The sequence below is a fragment of the Psychrobacter immobilis genome (assembly GCF_904846225.1).
GTDB lineage: Bacteria > Pseudomonadota > Gammaproteobacteria > Pseudomonadales > Moraxellaceae > Psychrobacter > Psychrobacter immobilis_F.
In genome coordinates this window covers 35,823-57,250 of sequence record NZ_CAJGZJ010000019.1, presented here as the reverse complement: position 1 = coordinate 57,250, position 21,428 = coordinate 35,823, and the positions used below count along the sequence as shown (strand labels likewise).

Below are 21,428 nucleotides of genomic sequence, written 5' to 3'. Positions count from 1 at the left end.
AGTGAAGCAGAAAGAAAACGTTAAACCTAACCAATAGTTAATATTGATTAGGTTTGAGTAAGATTTTTGGAACGGCAGCTTTTTTATGTTTTACCTTAAATCTATAAAGGGGCTTAAGGTAAATATAGGTTAACGTTTGTCATTACGGTCACGAGTATTACGTGTGCCACGACTGGCAGGGCTACCGCTACTTTTAGGTTTTGCGCTGTTGCTGCGACTATCGCTACTACGGCTTTCGCTACTACGGTTATCAGTCGTGCGACGCGCTTTTAGCGGTTTGTTTTTGATACGTTCTTGCTTTTCTTTGGCAGCACCGTGCAGACCAGTACCATAACGTGGACGTAAGCTCACCAAATCTGTCAACGTGTTGATGTCTTTTTTATCCAGCTCTAAGAAGCGACCAGTACGCAACTCTTTCGGTAGTGCAATCGTACCGTAGCGCGTACGAAGTAGACGGCTTACTTTCAGACCTTGTGACTCAAATAAACGACGCACTTCACGATTACGGCCTTCTTTTAGCTGGACGTGATACCACTTATTGACGCCTTCACCGCCGCCATCTTTGATGTCTTCAAACTGTGCCATGCCATCTTCTAGCATAACACCAGAAGTCAACGCACGGGCGATATCAGGTGTTACTTCACCCAATACGCGCACTGCATATTCACGCGTGACTTCACCAGATGGGTGCATCAAGCGATGGGCCATCTCACCATCATTAGTAAATAACAGCAGACCAGTTGAATTAATATCCAGACGTCCGACCATTACCCAGCGATCATGAGTCAGTTTTGGTAAGCGCTCAAAGACCGTTGGACGACCTTCTGGATCTTTCGCAGAGCAAACTTCACCTTCAGGCTTGTAGTAAGCCAATACGCGGCGACGCTTTTCATTTTCAGCCGTATATTTGATTTGACGACCATCAACTCGAATCTCATCACCTTGGCTCACGCGATCACCAATCGTTGCTGGGCCATTATTGACAGAAACGCGACCTGATTTAATCACTTCTTCCATCTGACGACGTGAACCAAGCCCCATGCGGGCGAGGGCTTTCTGTAATTTTTCATCTTTCATAGTCATATCCTTGAGTCGGTGGGTTTACATTTCTCAATGTATAAAATGTTAGCAACGTAATTTGCAGCCGCTATTCTACGCTATTTGTGAGCGCTATAGTTAATTCAGGATAAAAAAAGTCGCTTACAATTAGGGTAATGTTAAAAATTCTATTCGCTTATTGGTTATAGGATACAGGTAGTATTTTTGAAAAGTTTATCGGTATAGATTATTTTTTTTATAATGTGAATGAACGATAGGCTGTTCTTAATCGTCAAATCGTCTATCATTTGAATGATGACTAAAGATATTAGTGTATTAAGTTTAAGTATTTGTTTATAAAAACAAAAAATTTTATTTTCCATGACTTTTAATTATTATCAAGTAATAATTATTTAATAAAGTATTGTTTATGTTATTATGAAGTACTAACTTTTGTGTAAAATTTAACGACTTGATATTTTTCTTGTTTGTTAAAAATGAAGTAATACGTTCTATGGTCAGTTATAAAGGGTTTTGTATGCGATATCAGTCATCTGCATGGCTAGGAACAATATGTCTATTGTTCATGAGTGTATTATCAGGCTGCGCGAGTATTAATTCTGGACTTCAAGCGGGTGATTTGCCACCTAGTGGTGCTTTTGTGGCCGAAAATGGCATCACCTTTAATGTTCAGCCATTAAACATCGCTACATTACCAGTCAAAAAAGCCACAGTGCTCGACAGTGACTTATATAATTTAGTTAAAGCATCAGGACGGGTAGATTATCGTATTTCTGAAGGCGATATTTTAAGTATCGTACTGACGGGCTATCCAAATATCACACCCTCTGCAGGTGCTAGTGATACCAATCCATATACATCGGGCTTTCCAGTTGATCAACAAGGTTTTATTCAGTTCCCTTTGATAGGTCGTATCAAAGCCAGTGGTATGAGTGTGCCGCAGTTCACAGCTACTTTGCAAAGTAAGTTACAGAGATATCTAAAATACTCAGACCCGCAGGTTAAAATTGTCAACTATCGGGGTAGTAAATTCTTTGTAGATGGTGAAGTCAAAAAGTCTGGTGAATTCAGCATTGCTGATGTGCCAGTATCTGTGTATAGCGCAATCTCTATGGCAGGCGGTGCTACTGAAGATGGCGACTCTAATAGCATCGTATTAAATCGTCAAGGTAAAAACTATAACCTAGGATTGCAGTCATTACGCCAAATGGGACTGTCTGCCAACCAAATCTATCTACAAGACGGCGACTCTGTCCATGTTAATAGTCAAAGCCGTAATAAAGTGTACGTATTGGGTGAGTTTGGTCGGATTGCGCCAATTGCTATTCCTGAACAAGGTCTTAGCTTAGCGCACGTGCTGGGTGAGTCAAGTGGGTTAGACTCCAATACAGCCAATGCGGCTAAGGTATATATTGTGCGTGATAACCCACAGTATCAATACACCAATATTTACTACGTCGACATGCAAACCATTACCAGTCTAGCATTGGCTAATCGCTTTGAGATGCAAGCGAATGATATTTTATATGTTGATCCAACAGGCTTGACGCGTTGGAACCGTGTAATCAGTTCGTTGTTACCATCAACATCTGCAATCACCACAATTTCAGGGTTATAGGTACGAGTGATTATGGCGTTTGATAATATTTTGGTCGTTTGTGTGGGCAATATCTGCCGTAGTCCAATGGCTGAAACGCTATTAAAGCATCGTTTTCCGAATAAGACGATTGATTCTGCAGGTGTTGGCGCTTTAGTTGGTCATCCTGCAGACCCAGCGGTGCTAGAGATTATGTCAAAGCAGCAGATGGATATTCATAACCATGTTGCCAAACAAGTTGATGAAGATTTGACAAAAAAAGCAGATCTCATTTTCACCATGTCAGATGGGCAGACCAAATGGATTGAAGAGCGCTGGCCATTTTGTCGCGGCAAAACTTTCAAGCTTGGTCATTGGATTGATAAGGATATTGCTGATCCTTATAAGCAAGATATAAGTGCGTTTGAAACGGCCTATCAAGATATCGTTGATAGCATTGAGCAGTGGGCTAATAAGCTTAGCTAAGCAGCGATTATTAAATGATTAACCTTAAGTGATGAACTTACCATTATGAATACAGATTCAAAGAATGTATCAAGCTCTGCCTCCAAAGATGATAACGACGAAATTGATCTAATGGCGTTGCTATTTACTATTTTTCGTGGCTGGAAAATCATTGTCTTCTTTGCTGTATTGGGCTTGTTGATAGGAATACTATATAGCCGTTATATCAACCCCACCTATAAGTCAGATGCGCTGATACAGATTGAGGAAAACTCTCAAGGCATCGCTGCACTTGGTGAGAGTATCTCAGAGCTTGTCGGCTCAGAAGTTAGTAAGGCTGAGACAGAAGCAGAGCTAATTCGTTCGCGTATGATATTAGAACCAGTTGTTAATTTATTACATCTGCGCATTCGTCTTTCTGATCCCAATGTGGGATACATCGATAAAATAGAAAATGACAGCACTAATACCCAGCTTAATAATCCTGAAGGGGTATCATTAAATACTAAAGATGGCCAAGTACGAATCAGTCAATTTAACGTGTCGCAGGCCTATCTAAACCAGACTTTTACATTGACGAAATCTGCTACGGGGTTTGTATTAACTAACGGTTTTGATGAATTTAAAGGTCAGATTGGTCAACCGCATAAGTTCAAAGGCGTAGATGGTCAAATCCATATTACTGTGACTGAGCTACCAACTGAAAACTATCCGATCAATATTAGCAAGCAGTCAATAAAGGCCGCCACAGACGCTATTAATACTGCTCTATCAGTTGCAGAGAGAGGTCAAAAGACAGGTATTATCGAGATGTCCATGACTGGTAACAATCAACAGCAAGTGACGTCAATATTAAATCAGATTGTCTTATCTTATGTGGATCAAAACCAATCTCGTGGTTCTGAAGAAACCACTAGAACTCTTAATTTTATGGAAACACAGATTCCAGCATTAAAGAAAAGGCTAGAAGACTCTGAAGCCGTATTTAATGAGTTCCGTAAAAAGTACGGCACCATCGATGTAAGTAAAGAAGCAGAGTTATTACTGGGTGAAAACTCTCAAATCGATGCACAGCTTAATGAGCTTAAACTCAAAAAAGCAGATCTGACGACTTTTTATACTGAAGAGCATCCGCTGGTCATTCAAATCAATGAGCAACTTGCCGTACTTAATAGTAGAAAACAAGAGATAGACGATACCATTGCTGGCTTACCTGAAATCCAACGAGAGTTTTTGAAGTTATCGGAAGATACGGCGATCAACAGAGAGATCTATTTAACACTGCTTAAAAACTACGAACAATTAAAAATCGTCAAAGCAGGACAAATAGGCTTTGCACGTATTATCGATTTGCCTATTAGTACTTTCAATGCGATAGCGCCAAAGAAGCTACTGATTATGACGCTAGCATTGTTTCTAGGGACGATGTTAGGCACCATGCTGGTTCTACTGAAAAGCCTACTTAGAAATGTGGTGAAGGATCCTGAGCGCTTGGAGGTCAAAACAGGCGTTCCTGTCATTGCGACCATTCCACGTTCGCCCTTACTATCAAGATTAAGTAAAAATAAAAAAGCGACCGATCGAATGCTGGCACATGTTGATCACAGTAGTTTGAGTTATGAAGCGATCAAAAGCCTCAGAACAAACCTGATATTCGGAATGCCGCAAGAAGGTTTAGTAGTCCACTCTGCCAAGGTGATATTAATCACTGGAGAAAGTCCAGGCGTTGGCAAGTCTTTTATTTCTGCTAATCTGTCAGAGGTATTCGCCCAGTTAAATAAAAAGATACTAGTCATCGATGCAGATATGAGACTGGGTGAGATGCATAAGATGTTCAATATGAGTCAAGATAATGGCCTAGCTGATTATTTGTCACAGGATAACAATCGATTGCTCCCAGTTGATGGTATCCAAGAAGGTGCGGTATCTAATTTAGATATTGCCAACTTTATTCATCCTACGGCTATGGATCATATTGATTTTATACCGCGAGGCAAACATCCGCACAATCCTGCATCGTTACTACTAAATGATAATTTTGGTCAGCTAATGGTGGAGCTAAAGTCTCAGTACGACTATATTATTATCGACTCACCGCCAGTACTGGCAGCTTCAGACGCCATAGTATTAGGTCAGTATGCAGACAAAGTGCTGATGGTGACGAGATATGATGATTCAATAGAAGGACAGTTGGTTTATGCTATCAAGCAGATGAATAAAGCGAATATACAAGTAGATGGCATCATTCTTAATGATGTACAGCAAGGTTTGATGAGCAAATACAGTTATCACTATAGTTATGCCTATGGTAATAAAAATTGATGAATCTGTTAGCCATAAGATATATCCCTAATTATTAATATCCAAAAAAATAGTTGCTTGCTATGTCTAAAAAATCATCAGTAGTCATTGAACAAGATAAAATTGGGTTTTTAAAGTTCAGTCGCTTTACTGAGGGTAGTGCTAAAGTGTTACTTAGCCTACCACGAAGTATTAAGCGCAGTATATTAGTCTTGGCTGATTTTACTATGTCAGCGGTTTGTCTGTTTTTTGCCATAGCAGCTCGATATGGTTATATAGACAATCATGTTGGTTGGCTGGTACTCACTATCAGTTCGTTGATTCCAGTACTGTGTTTATATGCTATTGGATTTTACGATGGGGTTGCGCGAGGGTTTTTTGATGCAATGATGAGTAGCGTATTACAGCTGTTTTTTGTACTCATTCTCATTGCCCAAACTGTACTGTATTTCAAGCTACTACCAGATGTACCACGTGCGGTACCTATTATATATTTATTTCTATTTTTTATATGGCTATGGAACAGTCGATTAACTATCAGAGAGCTATTAGCAAGATGGCAGGGTCAACGCCTTCCTCATAACAATATTGACTATGATAATATTGTCATATATGGCGCAGGCGAAGCGGGTAAAGAGCTTTTAGAAGGTCTGCGAAACTCTCATAAGTATAATGTAGTAGCCTACGTCGATGACGATATACAGCTTACTGGTGCTTATCTATTGGGCAAAAAAATCTATCCCGCGCATAGATTGATAGACTTGGTAGATGAGCTTGATATCGCGCAGGTTTTTATAGCTATTCCATCCATTAGTCGTGCTCGTAAGAGACAAATTATTAATGAGTTATCTGATATTTCTATAAAAATAAAAGAGCTACCGAGCTTAGAAGAGATTGCTCATGAAAAAGTCACGGTTAGCAGTATGCGTAAGGTCGATATCTTAGATGTACTAGATCGTCAAACCGTTGAACCCGACGCAGCGCTACTACAAAAGAATATCGCTGGCAAGGCGGTGTTAGTCACTGGCGCAGGTGGTTCTATCGGTAGTGAGCTATGTCGACAAATCGTAAAAAATAGACCTAAACATCTAGTATTGTATGAGCTATCTGAGTATGCGCTGTATAGTATTCATCAGGAGCTCATCGCCAAAGTCGCCAGCAAAGATATTTACAAAGGTATCGAGATCATTGCGGTGATCGGCAATGTCACCAATCAAGCCAATTTAATGCGGATACTTAAGCGTTATCAGATTCAGACGGTATATCACGCCGCAGCTTATAAGCATGTCCCTATCGTTGAGCACAACCCGTTTGAAGGGGTTATCAATAATAGCAAAGGCACTTACCACTGTGCGCGTGCAGCTATCGAGGCCAAGGTTGAGACCTTCGTACTGATCTCAACCGATAAGGCAGTGAGACCTACCAATGTGATGGGCGCCTCCAAGCGTTTAGCAGAGCTGGTCTGTCAAGGTTTAAGCCAAGATAGCAATAACCAGCATACTTGTATCAGTATGGTGCGTTTCGGTAATGTGCTGGGGTCATCAGGCTCAGTTGTGCCGCTATTCACTAAGCAGATCGAACAAGGTCATACCATTACCGTTACTCATCCAGATGTGACGCGTTACTTTATGACCATCCCAGAGGCAGCCAACTTGGTCATTCAAGCGGGGGCGATGGCAACTGGTGGCGAAGTGTTTGTATTAGATATGGGTGCTCCGGTCAAGATTGTTGATTTGGCCAAACGTATGGTACATCTAAGCGGATTTGAGGTAAAAGACAACGCTCATCCGCATGGCGATATCGAGATTGTCTTTACTGGACTGCGGCCAGGTGAAAAGCTCTATGAAGAGCTGATCATCGGCGAAGATAATGTCGAAGCCACTCATCATCCTTTGATTATGCAAGCACTAGAACACAGTTTCCCACTAGATGATATTGAAGCGACGTTAGATGAACTGGCACATAGAGCACAGTCTTATGATGTTGAATGGCTTAAGCAAAGATTTAAATATTTTGTAGCGGGTTATCAAGAGGGTACGCCTGCTGAGACACTGCCTAATAATGAAACTAAAACTATTGAAAAGGTTAGTTAATGATAAATATCAACAATATAAAAATAGCTGTTATTGGACTTGGTTATGTGGGTTTACCATTAGCCGTTGAGTTTGGTAAGCAGCACACGGTAGTTGGCTTCGATACCAATGCCAATCGTATCACAGCACTAAATGCCGGTATCGATCATACTTTGGAAGTCAGTGATGCAGAACTGGCACAAGCGACACATTTGAGCTATAGCTCGGACATTGAAGCATTAAAAGACTGTAATTTCTTTATCGTGACTGTACCCACACCTATCGATGCTTATAAACAGCCTGATCTTACGCCACTGATTAGCGCTTCAAAAGCCATTGGCGGTTTGCTGAAACAAAATGACATCGTGGTCTATGAATCGACGGTATATCCGGGTGCCACAGAAGAAGTCTGTATTCCTATACTAGAAAAAACCTCTGGGCTAGTGTTTAATAAAGATTTTTATGCAGGTTATAGTCCAGAGCGTATCAACCCAGGCGACAAAGAGCACCGAGTCACCAATATTTTGAAAGTGACGTCAGGCTCTACACCAGAGGTCGCAGACTTCGTTGATGAAGTTTATAACTTAATCATCACGGCAGGGACACACAAAGCGGCTTCCATCAAAGTAGCAGAAGCTGCCAAGGTTATCGAAAATACGCAACGAGATGTCAATATCGCTTTAATCAATGAGTTAGCCGTCATCTTTAATAAGATGAATATAGATACTGAGGCGGTATTAGAGGCAGCAGGCACGAAGTGGAACTTCTTACCGTTTCGGCCTGGACTAGTAGGCGGTCACTGTATCGGTGTCGATCCTTATTATTTGACGCACAAAGCGCAAGCGATAGGCTATAACCCAGAGATCATACTCGCTGGTCGTCGTTTGAACGATAGCATGGGTGAGTATGTGGTCACGCAGCTGGTCAAGAATATGATTAAAAAGCGAATCCAAGTTGAAGGTGCCAAAGTTTTGATATTGGGATTGAGCTTTAAAGAAAACTGTCCTGATGTGCGTAATACCAAGGTCATCGATATCGTCCATGAGCTACAAGAGTATAATATCGACGTCGATGTCTATGATCCTTGGGTAGCTGCTAAAGAAGCTGAGCGAGAGTATGACATCACACCTATCTCTCAACCTACGTCAAACCAATATGATGCTATCATTTTAGCGGTTGCTCATAGCGAGTTCGTCGATATGGGCGTAGATCATATTAGAAGCTTGGGTAAAGACAAGCATGTACTCTATGATTTAAAGTACGTCTTTGATAAAGAAGCCACTGATATTCGTTTATAAAATTTTTAAGCAATAAGGAAAAACTCATGACAGCGACAGCTTACGAAAACGTCAAAGAACGATTAGTAAAAGAACCAAAAACATGGCTCATCACCGGGGTCGCAGGATTCATAGGTTCAAACTTGCTTGAGACCTTGCTATTGCTTGATCAAAAAGTAGTCGGTTTAGATAACTTCGCGACTGGCTTTCAGCATAATTTAGATGAAGTGCAAGGACTCGTCAGTGAAGAACAATGGCAAGGATTTACATTCATAAAAGGTGATATCCGTCAATTGGCTGACTGCGAGGCTGCCTGTACAGGTATAGATTATGTACTGCATCAAGCAGCATTAGGCTCAGTACCACGCTCTATCGCTGACCCTATCAATACCAACGATACCAACATCTCAGGCTACCTAAACATGCTGGTGGCGGCTCGTGATGCCAAGGTAACTAGCTTTACTTACGCGGCAAGTAGCTCAACTTATGGTGATCACCCTGCCTTACCAAAAGTCGAAGAGAATATTGGTAATCCTTTATCGCCCTATGCCGTCACTAAGTATGTGAATGAACTATATGCTGATGTATTTGCTCGTACTTATGGCTTTAACACTATCGGTCTACGCTACTTCAATATCTTTGGCAAACGTCAAACGCCAGATGGTGCCTATGCAGCGGTAATACCAAAGTGGACGGCTGCTATGATCTCAAATGATGAAGTGTTTATAAATGGTGATGGTGATACCAGTCGCGATTTCAATTTCATTGAAAATGCTGTACAAGCGAATATCTTAGCCGCTACTGCTACCGAGAAATTTAAAAACCAAGTTTATAACGTGGCGGTCGGTGGTCGTACGACACTTAATACTTTATTTACTGCATTAAAAGATAACTTGGCAGTTAATGGCGTAAATTATACACAAGATCCTGTATATCGTGACTTTAGAGAAGGAGATGTGCGGCATAGTCAGGCGGATGTCAGTAAGATTCAGGACGCATTAGGCTATGCGCCAGAGTTCGATATTATTCAAGGTATTGAGAAAGCAATGCCTTGGTATGTTGCCTCCTTGGCTTTAAATAATAAGTAGACCTTTTATGAATATATTAGTGACTGGTGGTGCAGGTTTTATTGGCTCTGCAGTGATACGCCATATTATAAAAAGTACTGATCATCAAGTGCTAAATATAGACAAACTAACCTATGCAGGGAATTTAGAATCTTTAGCCGATATTGATCAAAGTGCTAACTATAGTTTTGCGCAGATTGATATTTGCGATGCTGAATCCTTAAAAAAAGCTTTTGATAGCTTTAAGCCTAACTTGGTCATGCATTTAGCCGCAGAGTCGCATGTTGATCGTTCTATTGATGGGCCAGCAGAGTTTATCACGACTAATATTGTCGGCACGTATACTTTGCTAGAAGCTACACGCCAATATTGGCAAACGCTTGCAGAGGCTGGAAAAGCCAACTTTAAGTTTCATCATATCTCAACTGATGAGGTTTATGGCGACCTGCAAGGGACGACAGACTTATTCACTGAGTCAACGCCTTATGCACCAAGCTCCCCATATTCAGCGTCTAAAGCCAGCTCAGATCATCTAGTAAGAGCTTGGCAGCGCACTTATGGCTTGCCAACGCTTATTACTAATTGTTCTAACAATTACGGTCCCTATCACTTTCCTGAGAAGCTCATTCCACTAGTGATACTTAACGCTTTAGATGGCAAAGCATTACCTATCTATGGTAAAGGTGATCAGATACGTGATTGGCTCTATGTAGAGGATCATGCTCGGGCGTTATATAAAGTAGTTACCGAAGGTGCTGTAGGCGAAACCTACAATATCGGCGGTCATAATGAGAAACAAAACATCGAAGTGGTCAAAACCATTTGTCAGATTTTAGATAAGTTGCAACCACAAGCCAACGGTCAGCCTTACGAGTCATTGATTAGCTTTGTCAAAGATCGTCCTGGTCATGATTTGCGTTATGCGATTGATGCGAGCAAGATCGATAATGAGCTAAGCTGGACGCCTGAAGAGAGCTTTGAGAGTGGTATTCGCAAGACAGTCATATGGTATTTGGATAATTTAGAGTGGTGTCGTCGAGTACAAGACGGTAGCTATCAACGTGAACGTTTAGGAGCAAAGGTATAAATGAACACTAAAGGTATTATCTTAGCAGGCGGTTCAGGCACACGTCTATATCCAATCACTAAAGGCGTCTCTAAACAGCTATTGCCTATCTACGACAAACCAATGATCTATTATCCTTTATCGGTACTGATGTTGGCGGGTATTCGTGAAGTACTTATTATTAGTACGCCTGATGATATTGACGGCTTTAAACGTCTACTAGGTGATGGTAGTGAGCTAGGCATCACTATCAGCTACGCGGTACAACCAAGCCCTGACGGTCTCGCGCAAGCCTTTATCTTAGGTGAAGATTTCATTGGCGATAGCAATGTCTGCTTAGTACTGGGTGACAACATATTCTATGGTCAAGGCTTCACGCCACTACTACGTCAAGCAGTCAATCGTCAAAAGGGCGCTACGGTATTCGGTTATCAGGTGAAAGATCCAGAGCGTTTTGGTGTCGTGGCATTCGATGAAAACAAGCGTGCTGTGTCAATAGAAGAAAAACCGACAAAGCCAAAATCTAATTATGCAGTGACGGGTTTATACTTTTATGATAATGACGTTATAGAGATCGCTAAACAAGTAAAACCTTCTGATCGCGGTGAGCTTGAGATTACCACTGTCAACCAGATGTATATGGAGCGTGGCGATCTAAATGTGGAGCTGCTCGGACGTGGTTTTGCTTGGCTCGATACGGGTACGCATGAGAGCTTATTAGAAGCAGCACAGTTTGTAGAGACTATCGAAAAGCGTCAGGGTTATAAAGTAGCTTGCCTAGAAGAGATTGCGCTTAACAATGGCTGGCTAACTAAACAGCAGGTATTAGTAGCTGGTCAAAGTATGAGCAAGAATGCTTACGGTCAGTACCTTATTTCTTTAGTGGAAGAAAATGTATGAGTAAACCTATCTACGTTACTCAATCGGTACTGCCTGAGCTAAGTGAATTTATACCTTATCTAGAGAAGATTTGGGAAAGTGGCGTATTAACTAATGGTGGTCCATTACACCAGCAGTTGGAACAGGAGTTATGTGAATATCTTGGAGTTGACTATATCTCGTTGTTTAACAATGGCACTATTGCGCTAGTAGTTGCTTTACAGGCTTTGGGTTTGAAGTCGGGAGAGGTGATCACTACACCGTATACTTTTTTAGCCACTGCTCATGCTATAGCTTGGAATAACCTAACACCTGTATTTGTAGACATTGATCCTATTACTTCAAATATTGATCCCAAAGAGGTAGAAAAAGCGATTACAGAGAATACTGTCGCTATCCTACCTGTGCATTGTTATGGCATTGCTTGTGATGTTGAAGCATTACAAAATATAGCGAACAAACATGATCTTAAGCTAGTTTATGACGCAGCGCATGCCTTTGGCGTTAGGTATAATGATCAGAGTCTCTTGAACTACGGGGACTTAAGCACGGTCAGCTTTCACGCTACCAAAGTATTCAATACATTTGAAGGTGGCGCGATTATTTGTCATAGTGCTGAGATGAAGCAGCGTATCGATCAACTAAAGAACTTTGGAATTATAGATGAGACAACAGTAAATGATATTTCCCTCAATGGCAAGTTAAGCGAAGTACATGCAGCTCTTGGATTACTACAATTAAAATCTATTGATAAAATACTAGAAGCTCGCATGCAAGTAGATCAAAGCTATCGTAATGCGCTTGCTAATATAAAGGGTATTCAGTGTATTCAACGCGACAATTTAGATAAAGATAACTATGCTTATTTCCCTATTATTATTTCTGATGATTACCCTTTAACTCGTAATCAGCTGTTTGAAAAACTAAAAGCGCATAATATATTCTCTCGTAAGTATTTCTATCCATTGATGACTGATCTAAATATTTATAAGCAATATAAATCAGATACTCCAAATGCGAAGTTATTGTCTGAGCAAGTACTGTGCTTACCTATGTACCCAGCTTTAGAAAGTGATGTGATAGAGACAATTATAAAAATAATTAAAAATGGAAGCAAAAAATGAAATTGGCAATAATGCAGCCTTATTTTATGCCGTATATTGGCTATTTTCAGCTTATTAATACTGTAGATAAGTTTATATTTTACGATGATGTAACTTTTATAAAACAAGGTTGGATTAATCGTAATCAGATTTTAATCAATAATAAAGCAAATATGTTTAGTGTGCCTTTAGCCAATGCTAGCTCTCATACTTTAATTAAAGATGTCCTAATAAGTGAAAATAGATACGAGAAGTGGAAAAAGTCTTTTTTAAGCTCTATTATGTATAATTATAAAAAATCTAAAAATTATGAACAAGTTAGACTATTAATTGAGAGTATATTATCTGAGCCACCTAGCAGTATTTCTGATTTTGCTATCAAAAGCATAGTCGAAGTTTCAAAATATCTAGATATAATGACAGATTTTGAGATTTGTAGCGACCAGCATTCAAATACTCATTTATTTGGACAAAATAGAGTGCTTGATATTTGTAAAGCTGAGAATGCTGATACTTATATAAATCCAATAGGTGGTATGACACTATATTCTGAAAGTGAGTTTTTAGAAAACGAAATAAAACTATACTTTATCAAAACAGACGCCTTCGTTTATAAGCAGTTCTCAAATGAGTTTGTACCATTTTTGTCTATCATAGATATCCTCATGTTTAATGATAAAGAAGACGTATCAAAGATGCTCAGCAATTTTGAGTTAATCTAATGATACAAAGAAATGTAGGATTACGATATGTTAGATGATCAGCAGGAAATCGGTGGGTACTTTGAATTTAGCTTGCCAAATTTAAAGCAGTTTCCTTACCCACAAGCGTTGAAGTATATTTCAGCACGTTCAGCCTTTCTCGATCTGTTAGATCAGAATAGTATTAAGAAAGTATGGATGCCAAAATTTATTTGTGACTCTATGATTGAGCCATTGTTAATATTAGATATTGATATCCGATATTATGATTTAGACGAAAATTTTTATCCTAAAATCCCTAGTTATTTAGAGAGTGATGCTTATCTTGTTTACGTCAATTATTTTGGTCTATGTACTACTGTTCAGAAAAAGCTACTTAGTATTTATCCTAGCAACCAGATAATTTTTGACCATTCACAAGCTTTTTTTGTTAAACCTTTTGACTGTTTTGCTACTATTTATTCACTCAGAAAATTCTTACCTGTTGCTGAGGGAGGTCTGTTGATTAGCAAATCGTTAATCAATGCTAATCATTCAGTTAGAGATTTAGAATCAATGATTCAGCAGTATCATCATTGCTTTGTTAGACGCTTATCAAATGGATCTAGGGCTTACGAGATATTTAAAAATAATGAAGTATTGTTAAATAACTGTATCCCGAAAAATATTTCGGGAATTACTGAAGAGATAATAAATTGTGTTGACTACGCAAGTACTCAATCACAACGGTTAGATAATTTTAAGTTCTTACATACAGAGTTAGTTAGCATAAATAAGCTAGAAATAGATATCGATAGTATAGAGTCACCATTGACTTATCCATTGCTATTGGAAGGCAATATTTCTAAAGAGCTAATTGAAGGTAGCGTTTATACGCCTACTTATTGGTTTGATAGCTTACAAAGATTAGACGTTGATAGTTTTGAATATAAATTCATTTCTAACACCACTCACATAGTTTGCGATCAAAGATATTCTTGTGAACACATGCAGTTTCAAGTAGATAAAATTATGGATATATATTGTGAATATAAAAGGTAAGGTAGTTACATTGCGAGCTATAGAAATGAAAGATTTAGATCTTTTAGCAGAATGGGCAAATTCTTCCGAAATTTGGCGTAATTTAGTCGGGTGGCATTTCCCATACTCTAGAGAAAGTACCGAATTGTATATTAAAAGTATAGATAATAATAACATGCAATATCAAAACTTTGGCATAGAAGTTAAAGATATTGGGTTAATTGGTACAACAAACTTAGTAGACATTGATTGGAAGAATAAACACGCATCTAATGGAATTATGCTTGGTAACATAGAGACTAGAGGAAAAGGATATGCCTTAGATGCCGTAATGGCTATCATGGAGTATGCATTTAAAGAGCTAGGCTTAAACCGTTTAGATGCAGAAATGATAGATTATAATAACAGATCTATTGATTTTTATACCGAAAAATGTGGATGGAAAGCTGAAGGTACAAGATCTGAGTGGATTTATAGAAACGGGCAATATCATGATAAAGTTTTGTGCGGTATTACCCATGAACAATATGATGCCCATATAGCAAAAACAAACTATTGGAATAAATAGCTAAGTGATAATACCTTCTTTACGAACTAATGTTTTAGCTAGCTATGCCAGCCAAATTTATTTAATAGTTATTAGCATTGCTATTTTGCCCATTTATATAAAATATATGGGTGCTGAGGCTTATGGATTAGTTGGCTTTTTTTCGATGCTTCAAGGATTATTTAATTTACTCGATTTCGGTCTTACACCTACTATCAGTCGTCAAACCGCTCAGTATAATGCAGGCAAGGACACTGCCTTGAGCTTTAGAAGATTATTCAGAGCTTTAAATCTAATATTTGTTATGATTGCTATTATTGGTGGTGGTGCACTATTCTTATTAGATGGTTACATTGCTACCCATTGGCTAAAAATAGAGATGCTAGACATTCAAGACGTATTATTTTGTCTTGAAGTTATGGCTATATGTGTAGCACTACGTTGGATGACAGGTCTATACCGTGGCGTAATATCAGGATTTGAGCAAATTGTTTGGCTAAGTGTTGCAAATAGTATAATCGCTACCTTAAGATTTCTAGGTGTGCTGCTATACATGTATTACTTTGGTTTTACTATTAAAAACTTTTTTGTTTTCCAGTTAGCTATAGCTTTGTTGGAATTTATCTTGCTAACAGCTAAGAGCTACTGGCTATTACCTAAAATTACTGTTACAGATATCATTGGCTGGTCTATTAAGCCAGTTAAACCCCTATTAGGATTCGCTTTAACTATTGCAGTAACTTCTTCGATTTGGGTGCTCTTCACTCAGTTAGATAAGTTTGTATTGTCAGGCATCTTGCCATTAGCAGACTATGGCTATTTTACTTTAGCGGTCTTAGTAGCAGGAGGCATACTTCAGCTAAGTGCTCCTATCAGCGCTCCTATCATGCCACGTATGGCAAGATTAGAAGCTGAGCAACAACACGAACAGATGCTACAGGTTTATTTAAATGCTACCCAGTTCATTTCTGTAGTGGTAGTTACTGCAGGTATAGTACTAGCTGGTGTTGCGCGATCAGTACTATATGCTTGGACAGGTGATTCTAACATCGCAGCACAAGCAGCACCAGTACTACAATTATATGCGCTAGGTAATGCTCTATTAGCACTTGCAGCTTTTCCATACTACTTACAGTTTGCTAAAGGCAATTTAAGATATCATTTCATCGGCAATATTGTCAGCGTTTTATTATTAGTGCCTGTTATTATCTTAGCAGCAACACACTATGGCGCTGTTGGCGCAGGATGGGTCTGGTTCTCAGCTCAATTAATTTATTTATTATTTTGGGTGAGTTATGTGCATAAAAGAATTGAACCTAGCATCAATGCATTATGGTTTAAAACCTTTTTACCTAGCATGATTGCTGTTTCATTATTTATGCTATTAGTAACTAAATGGATAGGATATTCGGGTGATCGATTGATCATATTATTTCAAATCATATTAGTAAGTACTATTAGTATGATCATTGCATTATTTAGCTCTACTAGAGTTCTCAATATGATAAAAGCAAAGCTTGTAAAGAGGTCAATATGATTTTTCAAGATGATGATATTCAGGTTTCAGTATGTATTGTTACTTATAACCAAGAAAAATATATCGCTGAATGTCTAGAGAGTATAGTAACCCAACAAACTAATTTTAAATTTGAGATTATTGTTGGGGAAGATTGTTCTACTGATAATACTCGTACGATAGTTCAGGAATATGTAGAAAGATATCCTGAGTTGATCATACCATTGTTTTATGAAAACAATGTGGGTGTGGTAGAAAATGTTAAACAGGTTTATAAAAAAGCTAGAGGAAAATATATCGCGCATCTAGATGGAGATGACTACGCATTAGACAATAAGCTGCAAACTCAATTTGATGCACTAGAGAATAATTTAGACTGTACAGTATGTACTCATAACATGGAAATCGCTGACTTAAATAATAGTATATTTAAATATAGCTTCAGTAAACCTAGAAAGAGTATAAATAGTTTGATAGATCTATATGATACTCTTCCCTTTTTTGCACATTCATCTAAAATGTTTGTTAATGATATTTGTGACAAATATTGGGATAATTTTAATGAAAAAACTACAGATATAGAAATACACGTAGAGCAGGCGAAAAAAGGAAATATTTTTCATTTGAATGAAGTGTTTGGAGGTTACAGACAACTCGTTGGTGTGTCATTAAAAGATGGGAAAGTTAATACACTTTTGCCAGATGCAACTAAGAGAATATTTGATAAAGCACTTCTTGACAGTGATGATCAAATCATTAAGAAGAGTTACGCAAAGGCTTTATTTAATTATGCTTATCAATCTGCTGTAATGGGAGATAAAGAAGGACTGGTTGAATATATCAATAAATCAGTTTCCGTAGATATCTTTTCAAAAAAACAATTCATTTTTTATAAGATGTCATCTATTCCCTCAACAGTAATAAAAGTATGTAGATTGAGAGCGTATTTAATTACTCTCCAATAAATATCTTAAACTTAGGTTAGAAAATTATGTGTGGACTAGTAGGTTTTTTCCAAGGAAATGTATTTTCCTCTGAATCTCAAACTAAAGTCATTATAAAGCAAATGACTGATTCAATAGTACACCGTGGTCCTGATTCAGATGGACTTTGGTATCAGCTCGATGACCAGATTGCTTTAGGCCATAGAAGACTTGCAATATTGGACTTATCTGAAGCGGGTCATCAACCGATGCTCTCCGATGACGAGAGATACGTTATCGTTTTCAATGGTGAAATCTATAACCATTTAGATATACGTGTTGAGATAGAAAGTTTAGAACCAGCTATAAGCTGGAAAGGTCATTCTGATACTGAAACATTATTAAAAGCAATTCAGATTTTTGGTTGGGATATAGCATTACAAAAGCTAATAGGTATGTTTGCAATCGCACTATGGGATGATCAAGAAAAGCAGCTTTTACTAGCTAGAGATCGTTTTGGTGAAAAGCCATTGTATTATGGCTGGCAGAATGACAGCTTTTTATTTGGCTCAGAGCTAAAAGCTATCACACAGCACAGTGCTTTTGAAAAGCAAATCGAGAAAGGTGCAGTTCCTATATTGATGAAGCATGGTTATATAGCTGCGCCATATTCAATATGGAGAGGGATATATAAACTACCAGCTGCTCACTACTTAAAGATAGAGAAGAATAATCCCAATCCAAAGCCAGTATGTTACTGGTCTTTCAACAATATAGTTGAGCAATCGCAAAAAGACAAGCTGTCTATTACAGATGACAAAGCTATCGAAGATCTAGAAGAACTACTAACCACCAGTATTAAGAGACAAATGCTAGCTGATGTGCCTTTAGGAGCATTACTCTCTGGTGGTATTGACTCATCATTAGTAGTAGCGCTTATGCAAAAGGTATCAAGTCAACCAGTTAAAACATTTAGTATCGGTTTTGATGATCCTAAATTTGATGAATCTAAGCATGCTGAAGCAGTAGCCAAGCATTTGGGCACAGATCATACTACTTTAATCATGACACCCGATGATATGTTAGAGCTTGTACCTGAAATAGCTAAAATTTACGATGAGCCTTTCGCTGACAGCTCTCAACTCCCTACAACCATTGTATGTCGTTTAGCTAAACAGCACGTGACAGTGGCTCTAAGCGGTGATGCTGGTGACGAAATATTTGGCGGTTATAACCGGTATTTCCTTGCGACCAAAGTTTGGAGCGTGTATCGAGCATTTCCTGCACCTTTTAGAAAGTATATGTTAAAGTCTGTCTTTCTATTAAAGCCAGATCAGTGGGATAAGATGTTTGGTAGTCTGTTTAGAAAGAAGGGCATTGTATTTTTTGGTGACAAGCTATACAAGTTGGCGCAACGCCTCGAAGGTGTCAATAGTTTTGATGATTTATACTTAAGCTTGATCACTGAAAAACATCACTTATCTAAAGTGCTAAATAAAGATTTAGATGATGATCTAATTTATTTATTAAATGATAAAAAAAGCTGGCCCAGCACTGCTAGTAAAGTTGAAAAGATGATGGCGTTAGATACGCTTACTTATCTTACAGATGATATCTTAACTAAAGTAGATCGAGCAGCTATGTCCACATCTCTCGAATTAAGAGCGCCTTTTTTGAGTCATCCCATTGCAGAATATGCATGGAAACTACCTTTGAACAAAAAAATAAGAGAGGGCAAGGGTAAATGGATCTTACGTGAGATTCTTTATCAGTATGTCCCTCAAGAGCTAATAGATAGACCTAAGCAGGGCTTTGGTATACCTATTGATGACTGGCTCAGAGGACCCCTAAAAGAATGGGCTGAAGATCTATTGCTTAATCCTGAGATATTGACGCACAATATTTTTGATAATACTGAATTACAGCTGTATTGGCAAGAACATGTAGACGGTCGTCGACAATTAGGTTCTAGTTTATGGTCCATTCTAATGTTCCAAGCTTGGTATAAAGAGAATTTTTATGGCACTTAAACCAAAAAAAGTTATGCATATCATTATTGGTTTAGGAGTAGGTGGTGCAGAACTGATGCTCAAACGGCTTTTAATTCATAGTAAAAACAGTGATGAAGTAGTTCATGAAGTCGTATCGCTTACTGACTTAGGCCTTATTGGGCAAGACTTAAAGTCTGCTGGATTTAATGTACATACTTTAAATATGAAGTCTGCATTTGATTTACCTATAACATATTTAAAGCTGAGAAAGGTTTTAAAAAACTTTAATCCAGACGTAGTTCAGACTTGGATGTATCATGCAGATTTTATGGGAGGTTTAGCAGCTAGATCATTAGGGATTAAAAATGTTGTTTGGGGTATTAGAACAACTGATGTTTCACAAAATAATGCTAAAGTTACAGTTGGTTTAAGTAAAGTTTGTGCGAGACTTTCCTACACTATTCCCCGCACCATTATCTGTGCTGCTGATGTCTCAAAAGAATATCATGCATCCATGGGATATGATAAAGATAAAATGATTGTCATCCCTAATGGCTTTGATATTGATTCTTTATATGCTACACACGAAGATACAGAATGTCTCCGCAAGCTAATGAACTTATCTAAAGACGATATTGTGGTTGGAAGCGTAGGAAGATTCAGTACAGAAAAGAATCAAAGACTTTTTATAGATGCTGCAAATATCTTGATAAAAAAAAATCCGCACCTAAAGTTTATCATGGTGGGTAGAGATAATGATTTAAAAAATGAAGATTTAGTGGCTTGGATAAAAGCTCAGGGTATAATGAATAACTTTCGGCTTTTAGGGCAAAGAGATGATGTTGCAACTTGTCTATCATTAATGAATGTTTTCTGTCTGCACTCAAAAACAGAAGGTTTTCCCAATGTGTTAGCTGAAGCTATGGCTATGGAGATACCATGTGTGGCCACTGACGTTGGAGATGCTAAACATATCATGGGTGATTTTGGTACTTTGGTAGCAAAAAATGATAAAAATGGATTGGCTCAAGCTATAAAAGATATCGTGAACACCTTATCTTTAGATAACTTAAAGAAAAATGAAGAGAATAACTCTAGGCAGTATATTATAGATAACTTTAGTATGGACACCGTCTATGCAAAATATTTATGTGTTTGGAATAACTAAAGGAATATGGATAGAGCTAATTTAGCTTTTTATGACTTTTATCAGATTTCACTGATGCTATAGTCAATGCACTATAAAAAAATACAATTCTACTGGGATAAGTTTTGCGTCGCCTCTGTCTGCGCAGGCACAGCAAGCAAGAAAAATCTATCTCAGTACCGCGTGATAATGTTTGTACTTATTTTATTTAGGATTAACTATGTTGTCTTATATTAAGCTATTTTAATAGAAAAATCAGTAGTAAGCATAAATGTAGGTGATGTTAAGTATTTGATACGTGGAATCCGTTATAGATAAATTTATCTACAGTTTTATTTTCTGAGAAAGTTAATTGAATTGTTAATAATAAAAAAATATTTAGAAAATGAAAAATTGAGTACGAGAGTTATTTAGAAAATATAGTATAAAAGAATGTCTATCAAATTTTGAGAAGTTATGCATCCAAAAAAAGTAGTCACTTCATAGTAGGCTAAATATTGTTTAACTGTGGAGATAAATAAGTGTCAGATTTGAATTGGATTTACGAATATGGTTTCATAGGAACAAGAGTTTTTGATCTACCTAGCCTGTTCATATGCTTGGTATTTATACTAATATTGGGACAAAAATACAAGGTTTCCTATAATTGTCAAGCTATACTAGGGCTCCATTGCTTACTGCCATTTTTCCTGAATGATGTTTTTTTTGATGCTCACTA

General features: G+C 38.0%; 17 protein-coding genes. 16 read left to right on the top strand and 1 reads right to left on the bottom strand.

Annotated features, from left to right (window positions below):
* Window positions 1-129: 129 nt before the first annotated feature.
* Window positions 130-1,077 (bottom strand): 23S rRNA pseudouridine(2605) synthase RluB, encoded by a 948-nt coding sequence (gene rluB / locus JMX48_RS11535; RefSeq protein WP_201537913.1) that lies wholly within the window; start codon window positions 1,075-1,077, stop codon window positions 130-132.
* Between the two features lie 547 nt (window positions 1,078-1,624).
* On the opposite strand from rluB, the gene JMX48_RS11530 reads away from it, so the two are divergent.
* The 16 genes from JMX48_RS11530 (at window position 1,625) to JMX48_RS11455 (ending at window position 20,731) form a co-directional block, all read left to right on the top strand.
* Complete coding sequence (locus tag JMX48_RS11530; RefSeq protein WP_227688001.1) at window positions 1,625-2,677, top strand: polysaccharide biosynthesis/export family protein; 1,053 nt, start codon at window positions 1,625-1,627, stop codon at window positions 2,675-2,677.
* Between the two features lie 12 nt (window positions 2,678-2,689).
* Window positions 2,690-3,121, top strand: coding sequence for a low molecular weight protein-tyrosine-phosphatase (locus tag JMX48_RS11525; RefSeq protein WP_201537909.1), 432 nt, complete (start codon window positions 2,690-2,692; stop codon window positions 3,119-3,121).
* Between the two features lie 45 nt (window positions 3,122-3,166).
* Window positions 3,167-5,422, top strand: coding sequence for a polysaccharide biosynthesis tyrosine autokinase (locus JMX48_RS11520; RefSeq protein WP_201537907.1), 2,256 nt, complete (start codon window positions 3,167-3,169; stop codon window positions 5,420-5,422).
* Between the two features lie 62 nt (window positions 5,423-5,484).
* Window positions 5,485-7,494, top strand: a complete 2,010-nt coding sequence (locus tag JMX48_RS11515) for a polysaccharide biosynthesis protein (protein WP_201537905.1) — start codon at window positions 5,485-5,487, stop codon at window positions 7,492-7,494.
* Window positions 7,494-8,771, top strand: coding sequence for a Vi polysaccharide biosynthesis UDP-N-acetylglucosamine C-6 dehydrogenase TviB (gene tviB / locus JMX48_RS11510; RefSeq protein WP_201537903.1), 1,278 nt, complete (start codon window positions 7,494-7,496; stop codon window positions 8,769-8,771). The genes JMX48_RS11515 and tviB overlap by 1 nt, the downstream gene beginning before the upstream one ends.
* Window positions 8,772-8,797: 26 nt before the next feature.
* Window positions 8,798-9,838 carry an NAD-dependent epimerase/dehydratase family protein gene (locus JMX48_RS11505; RefSeq protein ID WP_201537901.1) on the top strand — a complete coding sequence of 347 codons (1,041 nt, stop codon included), beginning with the start codon at window positions 8,798-8,800 and terminating at the stop codon, window positions 9,836-9,838.
* 7 nt (window positions 9,839-9,845) lie between these two features.
* Window positions 9,846-10,904, top strand: coding sequence for a dTDP-glucose 4,6-dehydratase (gene rfbB / locus JMX48_RS11500; RefSeq protein ID WP_201537899.1), 1,059 nt, complete (start codon window positions 9,846-9,848; stop codon window positions 10,902-10,904).
* On the top strand, window positions 10,905-11,783 hold the full coding sequence (rfbA, locus tag JMX48_RS11495; protein ID WP_201537897.1) for a glucose-1-phosphate thymidylyltransferase RfbA: 879 nt from the start codon (window positions 10,905-10,907) through the stop codon (window positions 11,781-11,783).
* Window positions 11,780-12,886, top strand: coding sequence for a DegT/DnrJ/EryC1/StrS family aminotransferase (locus JMX48_RS11490; RefSeq protein ID WP_201537895.1), 1,107 nt, complete (start codon window positions 11,780-11,782; stop codon window positions 12,884-12,886). Before rfbA ends, JMX48_RS11490 begins: the two co-directional genes overlap by 4 nt.
* The gene (locus JMX48_RS11485; protein WP_201537893.1) at window positions 12,883-13,587 is read left to right on the top strand and encodes a WbqC family protein; all 705 of its coding nucleotides are present in this window, start codon (window positions 12,883-12,885) and stop codon (window positions 13,585-13,587) included. The genes JMX48_RS11490 and JMX48_RS11485 overlap by 4 nt, the downstream gene beginning before the upstream one ends.
* Window positions 13,588-13,614: 27 nt before the next feature.
* The gene (locus JMX48_RS11480) at window positions 13,615-14,607 is read left to right on the top strand and encodes a hypothetical protein (RefSeq protein ID WP_201537891.1); all 993 of its coding nucleotides are present in this window, start codon (window positions 13,615-13,617) and stop codon (window positions 14,605-14,607) included.
* Window positions 14,591-15,154: a GNAT family N-acetyltransferase gene (locus JMX48_RS11475; RefSeq protein WP_201537889.1), complete on the top strand. Its 564-nt coding sequence runs from the start codon at window positions 14,591-14,593 to the stop codon at window positions 15,152-15,154. Before JMX48_RS11480 ends, JMX48_RS11475 begins: the two co-directional genes overlap by 17 nt.
* A 4-nt stretch (window positions 15,155-15,158) precedes the next feature.
* A complete protein-coding gene (locus JMX48_RS11470) occupies window positions 15,159-16,670 on the top strand; it encodes an oligosaccharide flippase family protein (RefSeq protein WP_201537887.1) in 1,512 nt (503 codons plus the stop codon).
* Window positions 16,667-17,614 (top strand): glycosyltransferase family 2 protein, encoded by a 948-nt coding sequence (locus JMX48_RS11465; RefSeq protein WP_227688000.1) that lies wholly within the window; start codon window positions 16,667-16,669, stop codon window positions 17,612-17,614. The genes JMX48_RS11470 and JMX48_RS11465 overlap by 4 nt, the downstream gene beginning before the upstream one ends.
* Window positions 17,615-17,640: 26 nt before the next feature.
* Window positions 17,641-19,602 carry an asparagine synthase (glutamine-hydrolyzing) gene (asnB, locus tag JMX48_RS11460; RefSeq protein ID WP_201537885.1) on the top strand — a complete coding sequence of 654 codons (1,962 nt, stop codon included), beginning with the start codon at window positions 17,641-17,643 and terminating at the stop codon, window positions 19,600-19,602.
* Window positions 19,592-20,731: a glycosyltransferase family 4 protein gene (locus JMX48_RS11455; RefSeq protein ID WP_201537883.1), complete on the top strand. Its 1,140-nt coding sequence runs from the start codon at window positions 19,592-19,594 to the stop codon at window positions 20,729-20,731. The genes asnB and JMX48_RS11455 overlap by 11 nt, the downstream gene beginning before the upstream one ends.
* The last annotated feature ends 697 nt before the right edge of the window (window positions 20,732-21,428 follow it).

Coding starts and splice junctions, on each gene's coding strand:
- rluB (WP_201537913.1), bottom strand. CDS start 1,077: ATGAAAGATGAAAAATTACAGAAAGCCCTCGCCCGCATGGGGCTTGGT.
- JMX48_RS11530 (WP_227688001.1), top strand. CDS start 1,625: ATGAGTGTATTATCAGGCTGCGCGAGTATTAATTCTGGACTTCAAGCG.
- JMX48_RS11525 (WP_201537909.1), top strand. CDS start 2,690: ATGGCGTTTGATAATATTTTGGTCGTTTGTGTGGGCAATATCTGCCGT.
- JMX48_RS11520 (WP_201537907.1), top strand. CDS start 3,167: ATGAATACAGATTCAAAGAATGTATCAAGCTCTGCCTCCAAAGATGAT.
- JMX48_RS11515 (WP_201537905.1), top strand. CDS start 5,485: ATGTCTAAAAAATCATCAGTAGTCATTGAACAAGATAAAATTGGGTTT.
- tviB (WP_201537903.1), top strand. CDS start 7,494: ATGATAAATATCAACAATATAAAAATAGCTGTTATTGGACTTGGTTAT.
- JMX48_RS11505 (WP_201537901.1), top strand. CDS start 8,798: ATGACAGCGACAGCTTACGAAAACGTCAAAGAACGATTAGTAAAAGAA.
- rfbB (WP_201537899.1), top strand. CDS start 9,846: ATGAATATATTAGTGACTGGTGGTGCAGGTTTTATTGGCTCTGCAGTG.
- rfbA (WP_201537897.1), top strand. CDS start 10,905: ATGAACACTAAAGGTATTATCTTAGCAGGCGGTTCAGGCACACGTCTA.
- JMX48_RS11490 (WP_201537895.1), top strand. CDS start 11,780: ATGAGTAAACCTATCTACGTTACTCAATCGGTACTGCCTGAGCTAAGT.
- JMX48_RS11485 (WP_201537893.1), top strand. CDS start 12,883: ATGAAATTGGCAATAATGCAGCCTTATTTTATGCCGTATATTGGCTAT.
- JMX48_RS11480 (WP_201537891.1), top strand. CDS start 13,615: ATGTTAGATGATCAGCAGGAAATCGGTGGGTACTTTGAATTTAGCTTG.
- JMX48_RS11465 (WP_227688000.1), top strand. CDS start 16,667: ATGATTTTTCAAGATGATGATATTCAGGTTTCAGTATGTATTGTTACT.
- asnB (WP_201537885.1), top strand. CDS start 17,641: ATGTGTGGACTAGTAGGTTTTTTCCAAGGAAATGTATTTTCCTCTGAA.
- JMX48_RS11455 (WP_201537883.1), top strand. CDS start 19,592: ATGGCACTTAAACCAAAAAAAGTTATGCATATCATTATTGGTTTAGGA.